The sequence below is a fragment of the Streptomyces lacrimifluminis genome, from assembly GCF_014646095.1.
GTDB classification, from domain to species: Bacteria; Actinomycetota; Actinomycetes; order Streptomycetales; family Streptomycetaceae; genus Streptomyces; species Streptomyces lacrimifluminis.
Genome location: NZ_BMMU01000025.1, coordinates 58981 through 78432 on the forward strand (window position 1 = coordinate 58981; position 19452 = coordinate 78432).

The 19452-nt window shown below is 71.2% G+C and carries 18 protein-coding genes; 6 read left to right on the forward strand and 12 right to left on the reverse strand.

The window, feature by feature from the left end:
• Positions 1–4 precede the first annotated feature (4 nt).
• Positions 5–1177 (forward strand): 4-hydroxybenzoate 3-monooxygenase, encoded by a 1173-nt coding sequence (locus IEY89_RS29930; RefSeq protein ID WP_189150710.1) that lies wholly within the window; start codon positions 5–7, stop codon positions 1175–1177.
• 57 nt (positions 1178–1234) lie between these two features.
• On the opposite strand, the gene IEY89_RS29935 is transcribed toward IEY89_RS29930, so the two are convergent.
• Both IEY89_RS29935 and IEY89_RS29940 read right to left on the reverse strand, forming a co-directional pair.
• Positions 1235–1810, reverse strand: coding sequence for a YbaK/EbsC family protein (locus IEY89_RS29935; RefSeq protein WP_189150642.1), 576 nt, complete (start codon positions 1808–1810; stop codon positions 1235–1237).
• A 44-nt stretch (positions 1811–1854) separates the two neighbouring features.
• Positions 1855–2427 carry an XRE family transcriptional regulator gene (locus IEY89_RS29940; protein ID WP_189150711.1) on the reverse strand — a complete coding sequence of 191 codons (573 nt, stop codon included), beginning with the start codon at positions 2425–2427 and terminating at the stop codon, positions 1855–1857.
• Positions 2428–2616: 189 nt separating this feature from the next.
• Here IEY89_RS29940 and IEY89_RS29945 point away from each other — a divergent pair, with 189 nt between their 5' ends.
• Complete coding sequence (locus IEY89_RS29945; protein ID WP_189150643.1) at positions 2617–3474, forward strand: EamA family transporter; 858 nt, start codon at positions 2617–2619, stop codon at positions 3472–3474.
• Between the two features lie 22 nt (positions 3475–3496).
• Here IEY89_RS29945 and IEY89_RS29950 read toward each other — a convergent pair whose 3' ends face one another.
• On the reverse strand, positions 3497–4288 hold the full coding sequence (locus IEY89_RS29950) for an acyltransferase (RefSeq protein WP_189150644.1): 792 nt from the start codon (positions 4286–4288) through the stop codon (positions 3497–3499).
• Between the two features lie 107 nt (positions 4289–4395).
• Between IEY89_RS29950 and IEY89_RS29955 the strand changes: the two genes are divergently transcribed.
• Positions 4396–4923 carry a gamma carbonic anhydrase family protein gene (locus tag IEY89_RS29955; protein ID WP_189150645.1) on the forward strand — a complete coding sequence of 176 codons (528 nt, stop codon included), beginning with the start codon at positions 4396–4398 and terminating at the stop codon, positions 4921–4923.
• A gap of 61 nt (positions 4924–4984) precedes the next feature.
• On the opposite strand, the gene IEY89_RS29960 is transcribed toward IEY89_RS29955, so the two are convergent.
• From IEY89_RS29960 to IEY89_RS29975, 4 genes are all read right to left on the reverse strand, one after another.
• Entirely contained in the window at positions 4985–5629 is a 645-nt protein-coding gene (locus IEY89_RS29960; protein ID WP_189150646.1) for a DedA family protein, read from the reverse strand.
• A gap of 92 nt (positions 5630–5721) precedes the next feature.
• A complete protein-coding gene (locus IEY89_RS29965) occupies positions 5722–7338 on the reverse strand; it encodes a carboxylesterase/lipase family protein (protein WP_189150647.1) in 1617 nt (538 codons plus the stop codon).
• A 71-nt stretch (positions 7339–7409) separates the two neighbouring features.
• Entirely contained in the window at positions 7410–9296 is a 1887-nt protein-coding gene (locus tag IEY89_RS29970) for an RICIN domain-containing protein (protein ID WP_189150648.1), read from the reverse strand.
• Between the two features lie 637 nt (positions 9297–9933).
• A complete protein-coding gene (locus tag IEY89_RS29975; RefSeq protein WP_189150712.1) occupies positions 9934–10371 on the reverse strand; it encodes a DUF4442 domain-containing protein in 438 nt (145 codons plus the stop codon).
• An 86-nt stretch (positions 10372–10457) separates the two neighbouring features.
• Between IEY89_RS29975 and IEY89_RS29980 the strand changes: the two genes are divergently transcribed.
• Together IEY89_RS29980 and IEY89_RS29985 are read left to right on the forward strand one after the other, a co-directional pair.
• Positions 10458–11549: a DUF8017 domain-containing protein gene (locus IEY89_RS29980; RefSeq protein ID WP_189150649.1), complete on the forward strand. Its 1092-nt coding sequence runs from the start codon at positions 10458–10460 to the stop codon at positions 11547–11549.
• A gap of 115 nt (positions 11550–11664) precedes the next feature.
• Positions 11665–12966: an MFS transporter gene (locus tag IEY89_RS29985; protein ID WP_189150650.1), complete on the forward strand. Its 1302-nt coding sequence runs from the start codon at positions 11665–11667 to the stop codon at positions 12964–12966.
• A 30-nt stretch (positions 12967–12996) separates the two neighbouring features.
• Here IEY89_RS29985 and IEY89_RS29990 read toward each other — a convergent pair whose 3' ends face one another.
• Together IEY89_RS29990 and tuf are read right to left on the reverse strand one after the other, a co-directional pair.
• Positions 12997–13788 (reverse strand): spermidine synthase, encoded by a 792-nt coding sequence (locus IEY89_RS29990; RefSeq protein ID WP_229695481.1) that lies wholly within the window; start codon positions 13786–13788, stop codon positions 12997–12999.
• 181 nt (positions 13789–13969) lie between these two features.
• Positions 13970–15151 (reverse strand): elongation factor Tu, encoded by a 1182-nt coding sequence (tuf, locus tag IEY89_RS29995; RefSeq protein WP_189150652.1) that lies wholly within the window; start codon positions 15149–15151, stop codon positions 13970–13972.
• A gap of 451 nt (positions 15152–15602) precedes the next feature.
• Between tuf and IEY89_RS30000 the strand changes: the two genes are divergently transcribed.
• On the forward strand, positions 15603–16388 hold the full coding sequence (locus IEY89_RS30000) for a TVP38/TMEM64 family protein (protein WP_189150653.1): 786 nt from the start codon (positions 15603–15605) through the stop codon (positions 16386–16388).
• A gap of 42 nt (positions 16389–16430) precedes the next feature.
• Here IEY89_RS30000 and IEY89_RS30005 read toward each other — a convergent pair whose 3' ends face one another.
• From IEY89_RS30005 to IEY89_RS30015, 3 genes are read right to left on the reverse strand one after another with little or no spacing between them, the layout of a single operon-like run.
• Complete coding sequence (locus IEY89_RS30005; protein WP_189150654.1) at positions 16431–17165, reverse strand: cupin domain-containing protein; 735 nt, start codon at positions 17163–17165, stop codon at positions 16431–16433.
• Positions 17159–18088, reverse strand: a complete 930-nt coding sequence (locus tag IEY89_RS30010; protein ID WP_189150713.1) for a DUF6807 domain-containing protein — start codon at positions 18086–18088, stop codon at positions 17159–17161. The genes IEY89_RS30005 and IEY89_RS30010 overlap by 7 nt, the downstream gene beginning before the upstream one ends.
• A gap of 2 nt (positions 18089–18090) precedes the next feature.
• Positions 18091–19377 (reverse strand): Gfo/Idh/MocA family protein, encoded by a 1287-nt coding sequence (locus IEY89_RS30015; RefSeq protein ID WP_229695476.1) that lies wholly within the window; start codon positions 19375–19377, stop codon positions 18091–18093.
• Positions 19378–19452: the final 75 nt, after the last annotated feature.

The window sequence follows — 19452 nt, forward strand, 5'->3', positions numbered from 1 at the left end:
TCCGGTGGTGATCGTGGGCGCCGGACCCGCCGGTCTCACCGTCGGGAACATCCTGCGGGCGGCCGGCATCGACTGTGTGGTGCTGGAGACGGAGAGCCGGGAGTTCATCGAGCAGCACCCGCGGGCCGGGTTCATCGAGGAATGGGCGGTGCGCGCGCTCCAACGGCGGGGCCTGGCGGACACGTTGCTGGAGCGGGCCGGTACGCACACGAAGTGCGAGTTCCGGTTCGGCGGTCGACGTCATCGCTTCGAGTACGCCGAGCTGTCGGGCGACCGCCATTTCGCCTATCCTCAGCCGCTGTTGGTGACGGACCTGGTGCGCGAGTACGCGGACGTGCGCGGCGGCGACATCCGCTTCAGCGTGCGGGACGTGCTCGTCCACGACCTCGACACCGACCGGCCCTCGGTGTCCTACGTCTCCGCGGAGACAGGCCAACGGGAGTACGTGCAGGGCGAGTTCATCGCCGGATGCGACGGGGCGCGCGGGGTGACCCGTACGGCGATTCCGGCGACGCACGCCCGCGTCGCTCGGCACGACTACGGCGTCGGCTGGCTGGCCCTCCTCGCCGAGGCGCCGCCGTCCAACGACTGCGTGATGTTCGGCATCCACCCGCACGGCTTCGCCGGGCACATGGCCCGGGGCCCCGAGGTCACCCGCTACTACCTGGAATGCCCGCCCGGCGACGACCCGGAGAACTGGCCGGACAATCGCGTCTGGGCCGAACTCCACGAGCGGCTCGGCGCGTTGGGAGCATCCCCGCTCAACGAGGGCCGTCTGATCGAGAAGCGCGTGCTCGACATGCACAACTACGTGGTGGAGCCCATGCAGTTCGGGCGGCTGTTCCTGGCCGGCGACGCGGCCCATCTCACCGCCCCCATCGCCGCCAAGGGAATGAACCTCGCCCTGCACGACGCCTTCCTGCTCGGCGACGGACTCGTCAACTACCTCGCGACGGGTGACCCCGACACCCTCAACGACTACTCGGAGGCGTGTCTGCGGCGCGTCTGGCAGTACCAGGAGTTCTCTTTGTGGCTGTCCGACATCTATCACGGGGCGTCGTCGGGCGACCCGTTCCGCGCCGGTACGACACTGGCCCGCCTCCGCCGCATCCTCGACTCCCCCGCAGCCGCGGCGGCGTTCGCCGACGTGTACATCGGCAAGGAGGCCGACCACTGACACCGGGAAACGCGGCGATCCGCACCTGACATCCGCTCACCGGTCAGCCGGCCGACGTCAGTTGACGCCCAGCCCGTCCACCACCACGGCACCCGGCAGCTCGGCGAACGCCTTCCCCGGCACCAACAGCTTGCCGCGTCGCCGTCCGCTGCCGATCAGCACCCAGGGGAGGTCGACGACTGCCGAGTCGACCAACAGCGGCCAGGAGCCGGGAAGTCCGATGGGCGTGATGCCTCCGTACTCCATGCCGCTCTCCCCGACGGCCGTGTCCATCGGTGCGAACGACGCCTTGCGGGCGCCGAGTCGGCGGCGCACCACCCCGTTCACATCGACCCGGGTGGTGGACAGGACGAGACATGCGGCGAGAGTGGTCTCGCCGCCGCGCTTGGCGGCCACGACCACGCAGTTCGCCGACCGTTCGAGCAGGTCCCGCCCGTAGTGCTCCACGAAGACGGCGGTGTCGGCCCATTCCGGGTCGGTGTCGACGTAGAGGATCTGATCGGCGGGAACTCCCCCCGAGGGGCCACTCCCAGCCGTCCACCGACGTACGGCGTCGGCGACCGGACCGACGAGTTCGTCGAGGCAGTCCGGGGCTGGGGTGGCGGTGTCGAAGTCTCCGATGGGGGCGCGCATGACGGCACGCTAACAGCCCGTGGGCGGACGTCCTGCCGGGCGTCTCAGCTCACCGGCGGGACCGACACCGACATCAGCATCTCCAGTGGTTCGGCGCCGTCATTGCCGTACGTGTGGGGGACGTTGGCCTCGAAGGTGGCGCTCGCGCCTGTCGGGACACGGTGTTCGACTCCGTCGACCGTCAGCGTCAGTTCGCCCGCCGTGACGTGGAGGATCTCGAACGTACCCCCGGGGTGCGGGTCGGACGGGCTGCTGTCGCCGGGCATGAGGTGCCAGTCCCACAGTTCCAGCGGGCCCGGCGCCTCGGTGCCCGCGAGGAGCCGGTTGTAGCTGCCGGCGTCGGTGTGCCACAGCCGTACGGCCTGGTCGGCGGCGACGATCCGGACCTTCGGGCCCTGCTCCTGATCGAGCAGCGTGGTGATGCTGACGCCGAGGGCGTCACCGATCTTCACGACCGTACCGAGGCTGGGGTTGGTGCGGGCCTGCTCGATCTGGATGAGCATCCCGCGACTGACCCCGGCACGGGCGGCGAGCGCCTCCAGGGTGAAGCCACGTTCGGCGCGCCAGCGCTTCACGCTGCGCGCCAGCGACTGGGTCAGCAGGTCGAGGTCCGACAACGTTCCGTCCAAGTTCTCGTCCGACACTCTCGTCTTCAGTCTTGCCTTCGGCCTTGTCTGGGCCTTGTCTTCGGCACCTCATCCTGCCGCACCGCCCAGAGTGCAAGATTGTGGATGACAGAGTTCACTTCATTGAACTACTGTGTGCTGAACCGAACTGTTCACTCCACTGTACTGCGAGGCGTCCTCATGACCGCGTTCTTCGCCCTGGTCACCAGCCTGCTCTGGGGGCTGGCCGACTTCGGCGGCGGCCTGCTGACCCGCCGTATGTCCGCGTTGACGGTGGTCGTGGTCTCGCAGTCGATCGCGGCGGTCGTGCTCGGCACGATCGTGGTCCTGACGGGCGGCTGGAGCGAGGCAGGCCCGAGACTCTGGTTCGCCGTCGCCGCGGGCGTCGCCGGACCGGTGGCCCTGCTCTCCTTCTACAAGGCGCTCGCCCTGGGCCCGATGGGGGTCGTCTCCCCGCTCGGCTCCCTGGGCGTCGCCATTCCCATCAGCGTCGGGCTCTTTCTCGGCGAACGTCCCGGGCTGCTCCAGTTCGCGGGGATCGCGGTCGCCGTCGTCGGGGTCGTGCTCGCGGGCGGACCGCGGCTCGGGGGCGCACCCGTGCAACGGCAGGCGATCCTGCTCAGCCTGCTCGCGGCGTTCGGCTTCGGCACGGTGTTCGCGCTGATCGCGGAGGCGTCGACCACGCTCACGGGGCTGTTCCTCGCGCTCTTCGTGCAGCGTGTGACGAACGTGGCCGTCGGCGGCGCCGCGCTGTACGTCTCGGTCCGGCGTGGTGGCGCCGCCCTTCCGGCCGGCGGCTTCCCCTGGCGCTCGCTCACCGCGCTCGGCTTCGTCGGCCTCGCCGATGTCGCCGCCAACGGCACCTATTCGGTCGCCGCCCAGCACGGTCCGGTCACCATGGCCGCCGTACTCGCCTCGCTCTATCCGGTGGTCACCGCCCTGGCGGCCCGCGGTTTCCTCAGCGAACGCCTGCGCGCGGTCCAGGCGGCGGGCGCGGGCCTGGCCCTGGTGGGCACGCTCCTGCTGGCGACAGGCTGAGCACCGGCCCGTGACCGCCGGATCAGGACTCGGCGCGTACGTCCCCGGCGTGCTCCTCCGCGTCCAGCTCCGCCAGCCGCGCCACAGCCCCCTCGTCCAGCTCCGCCAAGGCCCGCAGCTGCTCCGGAGTGGTCCCCTCCGGTATCGGGGTCGGGGCCGGTGTCCGCAGCGGTGGCCGCCAGCCCCCGGCCGGTGTCCAGCGGCGTACGACCCTGGCCGGAGCCCCCGCCACCACCGCGTGGTCGGGCACCGTCCCGCGTACCACCGCACCGGCAGCCACCACCACGTTCCGCCCGATCCGCGCCCCCGGCAGGATCACCGCACCGGTGCCGATCCAGCAGCCCGGGCCGATCTCGACCGGCTCCATGCGCGGCCACTGCTTGCCGATGGGCTCGTGCGGATCGTCGTACGAATGGTTGGTGGACGTCACGTACACGTACGGCCCGAAGTAGCAGTCGCTGCCGATGGTGACCGTCGTGTCGGCGATGACATGGCTGCCCCGGCCGAGGACGACACCGTCGCCGATGCGCAGGATGGGGTCCGGGCCGAGGTCGAGGTCGGGCATCAGGCCCGCCGTCAGGGTCACCTGCTCGCCGATGATGCAGTGGGAGCCCAGCTCGATCCAGGGCTCCCCGAAGACGGTGCCCAGCGGGAAGGCGAGCCTGGTACCTGTTCCCATCGCCCGGAAGCTCAGCCGCCCGGGGTTCTCGGCGGTCACGGAGCCCGTGCGCTGCACCCAGGCCCAGCCCGCGTGCACCGCGCGCTGCGCCAGCCGACGCCGCCATGACGAGAACGTGTTCTTGGGCTTGGGCACCCGCACACCGTACTCACGGCCGGGCGGGCCCAGCATGCCGCACACCTGTGATCTTCGCCCCACGGAGGTGGCGTACGGTCTGACGTATTCGAGGACCAGGAGGCGAGATGACGCACAAGGCGTTGATCACCGGCATCGGCGGCAGGGAACCGAAGGTGGACCAGGAGGCGTTCGTGGCGCCCACGTCCTCGGTGATCGGGGACGTGACCCTTCAGGCGGGTGCGAGCGTCTGGTACGGGGCGGTGCTGCGCGGCGACGTCGAGCGGATCTCCGTCGGCGCCCGGAGCAACATCCAGGACAACTGCACGCTGCACGCAGACCCGGGCTTCCCCGTGACCATCGGCGAGCGCGTCTCCGTCGGCCACAACGCGGTGGTGCACGGTGCGACGGTCGAGGACGACTGCCTGATCGGCATGGGCGCGACGGTCCTGAACGGCGCGGTGATCGGCGCGGGCTCACTGGTGGCGGCCCAGGCACTGGTACCGCAGGGCATGCGGGTCCCGCCGGGTTCACTGGTCGCGGGGGTACCGGCAAAGGTGCGCAGGGAGCTGACAGAGGAGGAACGCCAGGGAACCACCCTGAACGGCACGCACTACGCGGACCTGGCCAAGGCCCACAAGGAAATCCACGAGTAGAGAAGCCGACCCAGGGGCGCGGGGAACTGCGCGACAAGCCGCTGACGGCCCGCGCCCGGCATCACTCAGAAGCCCCTACGGTCTCAACTTCACGCACAGCACCCTGCATCTTCTTCGCCTTGCGCTTCAGCACCAACATCGACGTCAAGCCGACGAGCACCGCGAGCACCAGCCCCACCCACGAGAACCGCTTCAGCCACGACTCCGCGACCACACCCACGTAGTAGATGACCGCGGTCGTCCCGCCCGCCCAGACGATCCCACCGAGCACGTTGGCGATCAGGAACTTCCAGTAGGGCATGTGCAGCACACCCGCCAACGGCCCGGCGAAGATCCGCAGCAGTGCGACGAAGCGGCCGAAGAAGACCGCCCACACGCCCCACTTCTCGAAGGACCGCTCGGCGGTGGCGATGTGTCCCTCCCCGAAGTGCCTGGGGAACTTCGCCCCGAGCCAGGCCAGCAGCGGCCGACCGCCCTTGCGGCCGATGGCATAGCCGATCGAGTCACCGATGATCGCGCCGGCGCTCGCGCACGCGCCGAGGACGAACGGGTCGATCTCGCCGTGCTGGGAGGCGAGCAGCGCGGCGGAGACCAGAATGATCTCGCCCGGCAGCGGAATGCCCAGACTCTCCAGCCCGATGACCAGTCCCACCAGCGCGTAGATACTGACCGCGGGGATCGTCTCCAGCCATTCCTGCACGTGCAACGCCGGTTTCCTTCCGATCTCGCCGTACGCCCGGTACGTCTGCGTTCCCGGCGCGCGCCCGGCCCCGGGCACGCGCCGGGAAGCCTACCGGCTCACGGTGACACCGAGGACGCCTCCCCGTCCCAGAGGTCGCACTGGTGTTCCTCTCCGGTGGTCGTGCTCAGGACGTTCCCGCCCGCCGACCCGGTACGCAGCGAGAGGACCAGACCGGGACGGTCGGGCATCGCCGGCTGCCCGTCCGCGCGCGGGACACCCCCGTGCAGGAAGGTGCCCCAGTACTGGACCATCTGCCGGGACAGGACCCGCTGCCCGGCGTCGAGCGGCGACTCCAGGCCGAAGTGCTTGAAGAGGTACTGCACCTCGTTCACATGGGTCGCCCCGAAGTCGAAGTCGGTGCCCAGGTTCCGCAGCGAGGCGAAGGGCGGCGAGGTGCGGTCGGCGAACTCGTACGTGTAGACCGGACCGCGGCCCGCGAGCACGGTGTCGAGCCGCAGCGCCGGGCACGCGAACAGCTCGTCACCCTGGGCGGTGCCGTAGGCGATGGTCGGGGAGGGGTACGTCGACAGCGGGTAGCGGGCCAGGGCCCGGTCACCGAAGGCCGCCCGCATGACCGAGGGGTACCGCTCGGCGGTGAGCGGAGTGCCGTTCGCGTCGAAGGCGGCGAAGGCGAACATCCTGCCCTCGTCCCGGTTGGCGCCGTTCAGCACCGGCACATGTGCGGCGGCGCCGTTCGCGAACGCCTCGACGGGCTGCGCGGGCAAAAAGGCGCCGCCGGTCACCGGAGCCCAGTCGAAGCCGCCCTGGGCGGCCAGGATCTCGGCGGCGGACCTGCCCCGCAGACAGCCGAGAGCATCGGCACCGGAGCAGCCGAGCTTCTCGGCGAAGGCCGCGCCCTGTGTGGTGGCCGACGAGTGCGGACGGGCCGCGCAGTCGTTGTACGCGCCGCTCTGCACGATTCCCGCCCGGTACAGGCCGGTCGAGGTCGGCGAGGCCAGCTGCGTGCAGACCGAACGGCCGCCCGCCGACTCACCCGCGATGGTCACCCGGCCCGGATCGCCTCCGAAGCGGCCGATGTTGGCCCGCACCCAACGCAGAGCCGCCTGCTGGTCGAGCATGCCGAAGTTGCCGGACACCCCGTCGCGCGCCTCGCCGTCCAGGGCGTCCGTGGCGAGGAAACCCATTGCTCCGAGGCGGTAGTTGACGGTCACGACGACCGCGCCGGTACGCCGGGCGAAGACGTCCGGCACGACATCCTCACCGGCGCCCGCGGTGAGCCCGCCGCCGTGCAGCCAGACCAGTACCGGGCCGCGTACGGCCCCTTGCGGGACGTACACGTTGAGGTCGAGACAGTCCTCGGTGTGACTCGGGCGCTCGTATCCGGGGTCCCAACTCGACGTCTGTACACACCTGTTGCCGAACTCGCCCGCCGCACGCACGCCTTGCCAGGGCGCGACCGGCCGCGGGGCCCTCCAACGAAGGCCGTCGACTGGGGGCTGGGCGTAGGGAATGCCGAGGAACTGCCGCCCCTCGGCGGTGACTTCCCCGCGCACCCAGCCCGCGTCGGTTTGGACGAGAGTCCCGTTCCGTGCGGCCTGCGCCGCCGGAACGGGGGCCACGAGCAGGGCGGCGACGGTCAGGAGACCGACCGTCAGCCGGCGCAGCACGCCGCCACCTCCTCCCCGTAACTCCCGGGGATCGATGTCGGTCATCGGCCGTCACTCCTTCTGTGGGGGAAGGCGATCGCGCCGGCGAACCTAGGACCGACAGTGACTCGTGTCAATCACTTGGGCATGAGCGAACCGACGGCCCCCTGGATCGAGCCGACCGCGTGCACCGCCGAGACGACGACCGGCTCCATCGCGCCCAGCGGCTGCGGCGGAAGGACGGCCGCCGGAACGGGCGCGGACTCCTCCTGGCTGCCGTCGTCCGTGACATACCGGGTCTCGAACTGCTGCTCAGAAGTGGTCTCGGGGGAGGGCGTTGGTGACCCACCGGGTCCCGAAGTCCCTTCTCCCGTATCGTGCTTGGGCCCCTGCTGCGTACCTCCCGGGCCGCCCTGGCCCTTCTCCTTCGGCTTCTGCCCGGGCTCCCCGCCCGTGGCACCCCCGCTCTCCCGCGGGTCACCGCCCCTGGCGGAGTCGTCGGACGCGGAGGGCTGGGAGACGAACATCCAGGTCTCTCCCGCCGCCCCGGACCTCGTCCTGACCACCACGTCTGCGCCGGCGCGCAGGGAGACGGGCACGACGGCCAGTTCCTCGCGCCAGCGGGGCAGCAGCTCGCCCTGGACCGTGACGTCGTAACGGACATTGTCGGCGGTGGACCCGACACAACCGGCGAGGACGACGTTTCCGTCGCCGGCGCGCGAGTCGAGGCACAGACTCGGGTCGGCGAGGCTGCGCAGGAGGCCGTCGTACTCGTACGACCACTGCTGGGTCTCGGCGGACGAGCACACGGCCAGCCGGACCCCGGCACCGGCCACGATCCGGTCGCCCCGGACGTCCAGGCACAGGCCCGTGACGACGTGGCGCAGCCAGCCGCGTTGCGAAACCCCGGGATAGGCGGCAGGGGTGGCCGACGACGAACCGTCCGCCTGCGACGGGGGGACCGACCCGCGGTCGGCGGGGTCCGGGGAGGCGGTGTCCGGGGCGGCCGAGTAGCCGCTCGCCGTGCCCCAGGTGGCCGTCGGCACGGTGCTCTCGTTCGACCAGGTCCGGGCGCCGAGCACGCTCGCGAGCAGCGCGACGGACATGACCCCGACTCCGACAGCCACGGCCCGCCTGCGCCTTCCCGGGAGGACGAACCGTTCGTCGGGCAGCGGGAGATGGGCCAGGAGCCGATGACGGCCACCGGCGCGTCCGCCGCCCCGGCCGGCCGGGCCGCGGGGAGAGGCGCCCTGGCCGCCGCGCCCCGGGCGGGAGTCGAGATAGCGGCGCGCTCCCCAGCCGAGCACCGCCTCGGCGAGGAGAGTGCCGAGTTCGCCTTCGAAATAGCTGAGTTGCTCGGCGGCGTGCCGGCAGTGAGGGCACGTCAGCAGATGCTGCTCGACATCGGGCAGCAGACCGCCGCCGCGTCGGATCGAGACATCGAGGAGGCGGTTGTAGAAGCGGCATTCATTGGTCGGCGCGAGTTCGCGATGGGCACGCACACACATGGAACGGAATTGCTCGCGCGCCTGCTCCAGCGCTGCCGAAGCGCTTGCGGAGTCCACTCCCAGCAGAGCGGCCGTTGCGGAAATGGGCTCCGCCTCGGCCTCGGTGTGCCAGAGCAGGCACTGGGCCGCTCTCGGCAGGGCGCGGAATGACCGCTCGGCCAGTTGCCGCTTTTCGGATGTCCTGGCCCTCGCCGCGCGTAGACCACGCGCACCGATGGGTTTGCGGAGTTCCGGAAGCACCACGGAAATACCGTCTTCGGCGGACCACTCCCTGACGGTTTCCCGTACCGCCACGAGGAGTTGGGGCCGCAGCGCCTGATTCGACTCACTGCGCTCCAGCCTCCCGAACACCCGGTGAAAGGCCGACGTTGCCGCCATGGTGGCGAGGTCTCCCTCGGCCGCGAGACAGATGGCCGCGTAGTCGTACGTCGACTGCCAGTGCCGCGCCAGCAGCATTGCGACGGCGTACGCGCTCTCGCCCTCCACACGCCCGCGCAGTTGCGCCGCGAGGTTCATGTCGGATTCGGCCGGGGTCGCGCCAGGACGAGGGGGGTAGGGCGGACGCGGTGGGTGAGGGGATTGCACAGAACCAATTCCTTCCAAGCCGCAGGACGGCACGAGCGAATTGCACATCCACGGGAAAGAGGTGCTTGATTGGTGCGTACCTACGACTCGTCAGCTGTGGGACTTCGGGTCGACCGGCACGGAATCCCGAGCGGGAAAAGGGGGTCCGACCTCCGCCCCCGCGCGAGTTGGCTCACACTCGCACACACGTCTCACCATAAACAAGCAGTGCGAGTGACCAAAGTTCAAAACGAAGAGAATTCAGATGTGTTACCGGCGGTATCCGCACCGGCATTCGAAATTGCACCCCGGTTGCCCGCCGAGTTGTGTGCATGAGCACTCGGATGGCACACACAATCTTCAACTTCTGGCCTCGCGGGGACGGTATGAGGCGCAGGGCGCCGAGAGCGTCGCCGCGCGCCGCCCGGTTGGGGTACCCAGGTCCAACCAGCGGACGCCCAACAGAAGTTGACCACCGACACCGTCCGCGACAGCCTGATCGCGGCCCGAAAACACCGAGACCCGGCAGGTCCGTGACCTGCCGGGTCGCTGTGGCTCCGGGGAGCCGGTGAACTGTCGTGGGAGACCTTCAGCTGTTCGGGCGAAGGGTCCAGATGACGGTCATCTCACCGGTGACGGCCCCGTCCTCGCGCTGGATGGCGACGGTCACCGGGAACTCGGGACGCTTGCCCTCGTCGAGTTCGGCGACGACCTCGGCGGCTGGGCGCCCGAGGGTCGCGATGGCCTTGACGGGGCCGAGCGCGATCTTCTTGAACGCGATCTCGGCGGTGACGGGCAGCGGTACGGCGCGGGAGAGCTGGTCACCGAAGGCCGCGAGGACGACAGCCCCACTGGCCGACTCCCCGAGCGTGAACATGGCGCCGGCGTGCGGTCCGCCGACGTGGTTGCGGTACTCGCCCTGGTCCGGCAGAGCCAGTACGGCCTTCTCCGGAGTGGTCTCCAGGTACTCGAGGTTCAGCGTGCGAACCATCGGCACCGTGGCGGTGAGAAGTTCGCCGATCGACATCTGCTCTGCGCTCATGACCGTATGTTACCCACGAGTAGCCACTTCTGGCCAGACGCGGCGCGTCAACCGCCGTATCGTTACCGGCCATGTGGCCAGAACAGCAGCCGCCCGGGGGCGAGCAGAACCCGCAGGACCCGCAGGTCCCGCCGCACAATCCCTACCAGCAGCCGGGCTATCAGCAACCGAACCCGTACCAGCAGCCCGGATACCAGCAGACGGGGTATCCGCAGCCCAACCCCCATCCCCAACCGCCGCAGCATCAGCCGCAGCCGGGGTGGGGCGCTCCGACGCCGACGGGTGCGCCGCAGCCCCCGCCGGGCGGAGGCGGAGGAGGGAACCGGACGAAGATCACCGCGATCGTCGCGGCGACCGCTGTCGTGATCACGGCCGGGGTCACCGGTTTCCTCGTCCTGGGCGGCGACAAGGACAAGGAAGCGGGCTCGGGCAAGAAGGACAAGCAGTCGAGCCCGTCCACGCCCGCGTCCGCATCCGCCGACCCGAGCACCTCGGCTTCCGCCTCCGCGTCCGCGCCGGCCTCGGACGACAACCCGCGGGACTCCCAGGCCGAGCAGCCGACCGTCGCCGGCTGGAAGGTGGTCGTGAATCCGAAGTGGGGCACCGCCTTCGACGTCCCGGCGGACTGGGAGGTGGAGACGCCGGGCATGCTGATCGGCTTCGAGGACAACGACGCCAAGGCCGGCGCCAAGCCGCTCATCACCATGTCGGCGCCCGCGTACTACAAGTCGAAGTGGTGCGTGTCGGACGACGACAAGGACGGCCGTACATCGGACACCGCACTCGCGGCCGTGGGCACCAAGGGCGCGAGCGGCGCGAAGAACGCCGACGAGGTCGCCGTGAACCAGGTCCCCTGGTGGGTCTACGGCGGCTACACGCAGCCGGACAAGAAGAGCCTCGTCTTCGACGAGAAGGCGACGCCGTACACGACGAAGTCCGGCATCAAGGGCAGTCTCGCCCGGGCCCACTCGAAGAACACGCCCCAGAAGGGCAAGTGCACGAGCGACGGCAAGGCCTTCACGTTCGGCTTCAAGAACTCGGTCGGGGACTACGTGGCGTGGAGCCTGTACGGCGCCACCGGTGTCCCCGAGGAGGTTTCCGAGAAGACGATCATGAAGATCCTGAGCACGGTACGACTGCACGGGGACCCGACGGGGGCGTGAGGACGGGCGGGGCGGAGCGCGGCGGAAGCAGGTGACCGGCTGAAACCGGCCGGTCCTGGTCCGGGCGGGTCGGAAATGGATTGGCAAGTCGGCGGTGGGCCGCGATAGTCGCCCGGTGACCTCCGCCGACTCCCCCGCCGAACACCCGCGCCACCCCGCCTGGGCCGGCCGCAACTACAGGCTGCTGACCGCCGCGGCGGTCGTGACGAACCTCGGCAGCACCGGGGCGCTGATCGCCGCCGCGTTCGCCGTGCTGGACGCGGGCGGCGACGCCGGTGACGTGGGTCTCGTGGCGGCGGCGCGGACGTTGCCGTTGGTGCTGTTCCTGCTGATCGGCGGTGTGATCGCCGACCGGCTCCCCCGGCATCATGTGATGGTCGCCGCCAACGCCCTCAACTGCCTGTCGCAGGCGGCGTTCGCGGTGCTCGTGCTGGCCGGGGAACCCCGGTTGTGGCAGATGATGCTCCTGACGGCGCTCGGCGGCACCGGACAGGCGTTCTTCGGCCCGGCTGCCGAGGGCATGCTGCTGTCCTCGGTCGAGGGAGACCATGCCGCCCGCGCCTTCGCGGTGTTCCGGATGGCGATGCAGAGCGCGGCGCTCGGCGGCGCGGCCGCCGGCGGCGCGATGGTCGCCGTCCTCGGGCCCGGCTGGGTCCTCGCGGTGGACGCGGTGGCGTTCGCGGTCGCCGGGGCGCTGCGCGCCTTCCTCGACGTGAGTCACATCCCGGCACGCCGTCCGGGCGGCGGGATGCTCGCCGATCTGCGCGAGGGCTGGCGGGAGTTCGCCGGACGGTCGTGGCTGTGGGTGATCGTCGTCCAGTTCGCCGTCGCCAACGCGGTCATCGGCGCCGCCCAGTCGGTCTACGGCCCGCTCGTGGCCCGCGACAGCCTCGGCGGGGCCGGGCCATGGGGACTGGCACTGGCCATGTTCGGGGCCGGCACCGTCGCCGGGGCCGTGCTGATGATGCGCTGGAAACCACGTCGGCTGCTGCTCGCCGGCACACTCTGTGTGTTCCCGCTGGCGCTGCCTGCCGCCGCGCTCGCCGTACCGGTGCCGGTCGCCGTGCTCTGCGTGGTGATGTTCGTGACCGGGGTGACGCAGGAGGTGTTCGGCGTGAGCTGGATGACCGCGCTGCATCAGGAGATCCCCGAGGACAAGCTCTCCCGCGTCTCCGCGTACGACTGGTTCGGCTCGGTCGCGATACTCCCCCTCGCCACGGCGCTGGCGGGCCCGGCGGAACACACCTTCGGTCGCACAGCGGCCCTGTGGGGCTGCGCGGCCCTGGTCGTGGTGGTGACGGCGGGGGCCCTGTCCGTAAGAGACGTACGGAACCTCACCCGGCGCACGAAGGAGGTCACCCGGGACACGGCCCAAGAAGCGCCGGTGAAGGGAGAGTTGGAGAGCACCGGCGGCTGACCAACGCTCCGCCGCCCTCGCCCACCGGCCTCACCCGATACCGAACGCCCCCTGCGGAGGCACCGGTGAGGGCACCGCCTCCTCGTCCCGGACCGGTGCGGCGCCCCCTATGAAGTCCCTCAGCGCGGGCCCGTGTTCGAGACGGGCCGGGAAGGCGTCGGAGGCGACGCGGCGGGACAGGGCGGCCGGGTCCAGGGGGCTGTGCGAGGCGACGAGCACCGCGTTGCCGAAGCGGCGGCCCCGCAGGACGCCCGGTTCGGCGATCAGCGCCAGCTCCTCGAACACTGTTGAGAAGGTGGCGAGTTGGGACCTCAGAAACGCGAAGGGCGCGCCATCGGCCAGGTTGGCGAGGTAGACGCCGTCGTCGCGCAGCACCCGCTCGGCCTCTTCGGCGTACGTCAGGGAGGTCAGGTGCGCCGGAACGCGCGAGCCGCCGAACACGTCGGCGACGAGCACGTCGGCGCAGGCGTCGGGCGCGGCTTCCAGCCAGGCGCGGGCGTCGGCCGCGTGCAGGGCGATGCCCGCGTCGGCGGGGAGCGGAAGGTGTTCGACAACCAGGTCGAGCAGCCCGCTGTCGGCCTCGACGACGTCCTGCCGGGAACCGGGCCGGGTCGCGGCGACGTACCGGGGCAGGGTGAGCGCTCCCCCACCGAGGTGCAGCACGTCCAGCGCCCGCCCCGGCTCCGCGACGACGTCCAGCACATGCCCGAGCCGTCGCGCGTACTCGAACTCCAGATGCGTCGGCTCATCCAGATCGACGTACGACTGAGGCGCCCCGTCGACCGTGAGCAACCAGGCGCGCTCACGGTCGACGTCGGGCATCAGCTTGGCGAACCCGTGATCGACGGCACGGGCAACGGGTATCGGCTCCTCGGTCACTTCTTCATTGTGCCTGTTGAGACGCCCCGCCAAAGGGGCGCGGGGCTGTGCCGACATGCGGCTCCGCCGCGTGGGCGCGACCAGCCACAACGGCCCCGCAGCTCCCCACGAACACCAGCCGCCCTCACACGACGGCTGTCACAGTCCCCGCCCCCACGGTCCGCCCACCCTCCCGGATGGCGAACCCGAGGCCCGGCTCCAACGGCACCTCACGCCCCAGCTCCACAGTCATCGTGACCGTCTCCCCGGGCCGCGCGACAGCCATCTCGCCGAGGTCCACATCACCCACGACATCCGCCGTACGGATGTAGAACTGCGGCCGGTACCCCGTCGCCACCGGCGTCGTACGTCCGCCCTCGCGGGTGGACAGCACATACACCTGCGCGGAGAACCGCCGGCTCGGCACGACGCTGCCGGGCGCCGCGACGATGTGCCCGCGTCGGACCGCGTCCCGGGGCACCCCGCGCAGCAGCAGCGCCACGCTGTCCCCGGCCTGCGCCTCCTCCATGGGCTTGCCGAAGGTCTCCACGCCGGTGACGACCGTGTCCACCTCCGCGCCCAGCACCTCGACCCGGTCGCCCACCCGGACGGTGCCGCGCTCGACCGCTCCCGTGACCACCGTTCCGCGCCCGGTGATGGTGAGCACGTTCTCGACCGGCAACAGGAACGGCGCGTCCACGTACCGCTCGGGCATGGGCACATAGGTGTCCACCGCGTCGAGCAGCGCGTCGATCGACGCCGTCCAACGGGCGTCCCCCTCAAGGGCCTTGAGGCCGGACACCCGTACGACGGGTACCGCGTCGCCGCCGTAGCCGTGCGCGGTGAGCAGTTCGCGGACCTCCAGCTCCACGAGGTCCGTCAGCACCGCGTCCTCGCCGTCGTCGACGGCGTCGGCCTTGTTGAGGGCGACGACGATGTGGTCGACACCCACCTGCCGGGCCAGCAGGACGTGTTCGGCGGTCTGCGGCATGATCCCGTCGAGCGCGGAGACGACGAGGATCGCCCCGTCGAGCTGCGCCGCTCCGGTGACCATGTTCTTGACGTAGTCGGCGTGGCCCGGCATGTCCACGTGCGCGTAGTGCCGGGTGTCGGTCTCGTACTCCACGTGCGCGATGTTGATGGTGATGCCCCGCGCGGCCTCCTCCGGGGCGCGGTCGATCCGGTCGAACGGAACGAACGTGCCGGAGCCGCGCTCGGCGAGCACCTTGGTGATGGCCGCGGTCAGGGTGGTCTTGCCGTGGTCGACATGGCCCATCGTGCCGATGTTGAGATGTGGTTTCGTGCGGACGTAAGCCGTCTTGGACATGGCGGTACCTCGAAGCCTCTTGGGCGGTACTGAGTGATGGCCCCGGCGCGGAGAACGCGGCCGGGACGGGGACCCCGAGGAAGTTCGCCGACCCTCCCCCTGCGGGGTCCGCCGGACGATCCGGGAAGGGTCAGCTTCGGGCGCCGTCGACGGCTGCCACGATGATCGGGACGGCAGCCTTCGGGGCATCCGCGACTGCGGATGCGGCGAGGAAGGCGTACCGGAACATGAGCCCGATCCTCGCCGACCCGTCACCGCACGTCGAATGGTTTTCCGCGGACCGGCGGCTCCAGGGCGCGCGGACCCCGCCGCAGTGGCGCATGTCACGGCGTGCTGTTTGCGCAGGGTGTGGGCACACGTGTCACCCGGCGCGCCGGTCGGCCCCCTGGTTGTTCCACCGTTGAGACGAACCATACGGCGATCACACATACACGTCGGTTAGTGTCGCCGAATGCTCGATGCCACCACCCGCTCTGGGGGCACCGCCACGGCCACTCCCCGGGCCATCGCCACGGAGCTCTCCCCGCTCTCCCCCACCGTCATCGTCGTCACCCCGGTCGGCGGCCTCGCCGCGCGCTGCACGAGAGCACTGCTCTCGCCGTGGGCGCGGCTGGCGCTCCTGGTGCTGCTGCTCGGCGCGGCGGCCTCGTGCGTCCTGCTCTTCGAACCGCAGCGGCTGCTCGCCGACGGCTGGCCGCCCCAGGTCGGCGGGGCGGTCGCGGCGGTGCTCTTCGGGGCCGCGTACGGGCTGTGCACCGTGGCGTTCGTGCCACGCCCGCTGCTGAACCTCGCGGCGGGCGCGCTGTTCGGTTCCCAGCTGGGCCTCGCCGCCGCGCTCGCGGGCACGGTCCTGGGCGCCGGGGCGGCCTTCGGTCTCGGCCGCGTCCTGGGTCAGGACGCGCTGCGCCCGTTGCTGCGTGCCCGCTGGCTCCAGGCTGCGGACGGCCAGCTCAGCCGGCACGGCTTCCGCTCGATGATGGCGGCCAGGCTGTTTCCCGGGGTGCCCTTCTGGGCCGCCAACTACTGCGCCGCCGTCTCCCGCATGGGCTGGCTGCCGTTCCTGCTCGCGACGGCCCTCGGGTCCGTCCCGAACACCGCCGCGTACGTCGTCGCGGGGTCCCAGGCCTCGTCGCCGACCTCCCCCGCCTTCCTGATCGCGATGGCCTTCATCGCCGTACCGGCCGTGGTGGGCGCCGTGGTGGCCTGGCGCAAGCGGCACCACCTGCGCGGGAACTGACTCCGGGCCCTGGACCCGGACCCGGAAGCCGCCGGGCCCCCCTTAAGAGGTGCCGCTGTACACGTCCAGCCGCCCGCACATCCCGAACTTCCCGTGCGCCGAAGGCTGTTCGGCCCGTACGACGGCATCCGCGAGGTGGGACGTGTCGCCCCGTTCCAGCCGGTCGAGCTGGTCGCCCGTCGCGCCGGCCGCCGCCTCCGCGCCGCGTCGCCAGCGCTCACGCCAGTCGGCGAGGCGGGGCCGTACGAGAGTGGCCGCCGCCTCGTGGAAGGCGGCCAGGGCCTCCGGCCCCTCCGCCTCCCGCAACGCCCGGTATCCCTCCAGGGCCAGATCGCGCCGGGCCCTGGCGACCCGCTCCTGCTCGGCGACCGGTGCGTCGGCCGGGATCACGGTCGCGGCGGCGTACGTCTCCGGGTCGGTCAGGTACTCCGGCGGCAGCGTGAGCACGGCGTCCCCCGCCTCCGGCAGCCCGCTGTTCTGCATGAGGACGGTGATGCGCAGTTCGTCCTCGTTGACCAGCCGGTGGATGGTGCCCGGGGTGAACCAGGCGACCGTACCGGGGGCGAGAGGCGTCACCTCGTACCCGGACGTGGTGAGCGTCTGCACAGCGCCCCGCCCGCCCGTGACGACGTACGCCTCCGAACAGGTCAGATGCATATGGGGAGTTCCGCCGCACACCCCGTCGACGGCCGGCCAGTCGTAGACGGCGAGGTGCGAGACGGCGACGCCGCCGGGTAGGCCTGCGAAGGCCGCCGCGCCGACTACCGGGCTCACCACGGGTGCTCGTCCAGGTACTTGGCGACACCCTCGCGCTCCCACTCCCCGTCGGCGACGACGACCCGGTAGCGGCGGGTCAGCGTGTCGCCGGGCGCGAGTTCCAGTTCGTCGTAGAAGGCCCAGGAAGGGGCGACGGCGGCGAACGGCTCGTTGCGCACGAACCAGTGGGCGGGGTGGGTGCCCTCGGCCCCCAGGTGGTCGTTCTCGGGCGCGTGTGCGAAGACCAGCGTGGCGTGGCCGTCGGCGCCGTCGAACTCGCCGGAGTACGCCAGCCACGGCGCCTGCTCGCCCATCAGTTCGGGCCCCGCGGAGTCTGGGCCGAGGACGCGCCCGTCCCGGAAGGCGCGCGGGCCGCGCCAGAACAGGCCGGTGTAGCCCGCCCCTTCACGCCCGGCGGTGGTGGGGCTGCCGAAGAGCAGCGGCTCGTCGCGCCGGTTGGTGATCGCGCTCGTCCAGGTCAGCGCCCAGGAACCCGCCGCCGGATCGACGTCGTGCACCTCCACCCGCCGCGACTCCTGTGCCCACAGCTCCCCGCTGTACGGATGCCAGGTGAGCCGCTCGGCGATGACGACCCGGCCCCTGGCGGAGGCGACCTCGTCGAAGCCGACGTGGGCCATCGAGCCGACGCGCTCGGGGAGGGCGAGATACCCCTCGCCGTGCACATAGGTGTTGCCGCCCCACAGGTTCGACCCCGACAGATGCGAGGCCGTCAGCTGGAGGCCCTTGTGCCAGCGGTGGTCGTTGGGCCGGTAGTCGGTGACCACGTTGCCCGCAAGCGTCCGGATGGGGTGCAGATACGGCTTCGGCGCCTCCCAGGCCGCTTCTGCTCCGTACACGTAGCTGAACAGCTCGACCCCGGTGACGGGTTCGGTCACGGTGATGCGGTCGCCGTGCGCGTGGACGATGCGCAGGTCCTCGGACATGGTCACGCGGACGCCTCCTCGGTAACGGATTCGGTGGCGGATTCGGTGGCGGATTCGGAAACATCGCCATCGTCGTCGGTCGCGGGCGCCCAGCCGGGCGCCCCGCCGTGCAGTGCGGCGTAATAGGGGTCGCCGGCGCCGATGGCGCCGGCCTTGACGGTCGTGTCCGTGAAGGCGGACTTGTACAGCGCGGTGATCAGTTCCAGGCTGGTCCGCCCGTCCGCCCCGCTGCTGCGCGGCCGTTCGCCGGCACGCATGCTGGCGACCAGCTCGCGCAGTTGCGCCAGGTGCGAGCTCGGCACGTCGGTGCCGAAGTCCCGCCAGGCGGCCACCTCCGCCTCGGGCACGTCCGGCGCCGGGGTGATCGTCCAGTTGGCGTTGGAATGCCCGTACAGATGGGTGAGTTCGACAGTGGCGCGCTCGCAGTCGATGCGGATACGGCTGACCTCGTCGGGGCTGAGCACACTGTTGACGACGGTCGCCAGCGCACCGTTCGCGAACCGGACGAGCGCGGTGGAGACGTCCTCGGTCTCGACGTCGTGGACGAGCCGCCCGGCCATGCCCCGTACCTCGCTCCACGGCCCGAGCAACTCCAGGAGTAGATCCATCTGGTGGATGCCGTGTCCCATGGCGGGCCCGCCACCCTCGGTCTGCCAGCGCCCGCGCCAGGGGACGGCGTAGTAGGCGGTGTCGCGGTACCAGGTGGTCTGGCAGTGCGCCACGAGCGGCCGGCCCAGGGCCCCTTCGGCCAGCAGCCGCCGTACATGGGTGGAGGCGGAGCCGAAGCGGTGCTGGAAGACGATCGAGGCGTACGGGCCGCCCCCGAGCCCCTCCTCCGCCTCGATGGCGTCGAAGTCGGCGAGCGTCGGCACCGGCGGCTTCTCGCACCACACCCAGGCCCCGGCGCGCAGCGCGGCCACGGTCTGCTCGCGGTGCAGGGTGGGCGGCGTACAGATGGTCACCAGGTCGGGGCGCTGTTCCCGGAGCATCTGCTCCAGGTCGGTGTACGCGTGCGGAATCCCGCTCTGGGCGCAGAACGCCTTCACCGCGTCGGCGTTGATGTCGACGGCGGCGACGACCTCCGTCTCGCCCTCGTCGGCCAGCTGTGCGAGCGCCGGCAGATGCGACCCGCGCCCGATGGCACCCGCCCCGATGACGGCGGCGCGGATACGACGGCCGGTGAGCGACGCGAGGGGGGCGAGGGAGGTGAGGCCGACGGGAGCACCACCGGCCGGGGACCGCCCCGGGGCGGCGAGGGAGGTGTCGGGACTGGTTGCGGGTGTGGTCATGTGCGTGATCAGCACTCCATCGGACGCGATGTCTGCCGTGGGCCAACGCGTGATGACTCCGGACCTCCGGGGGCA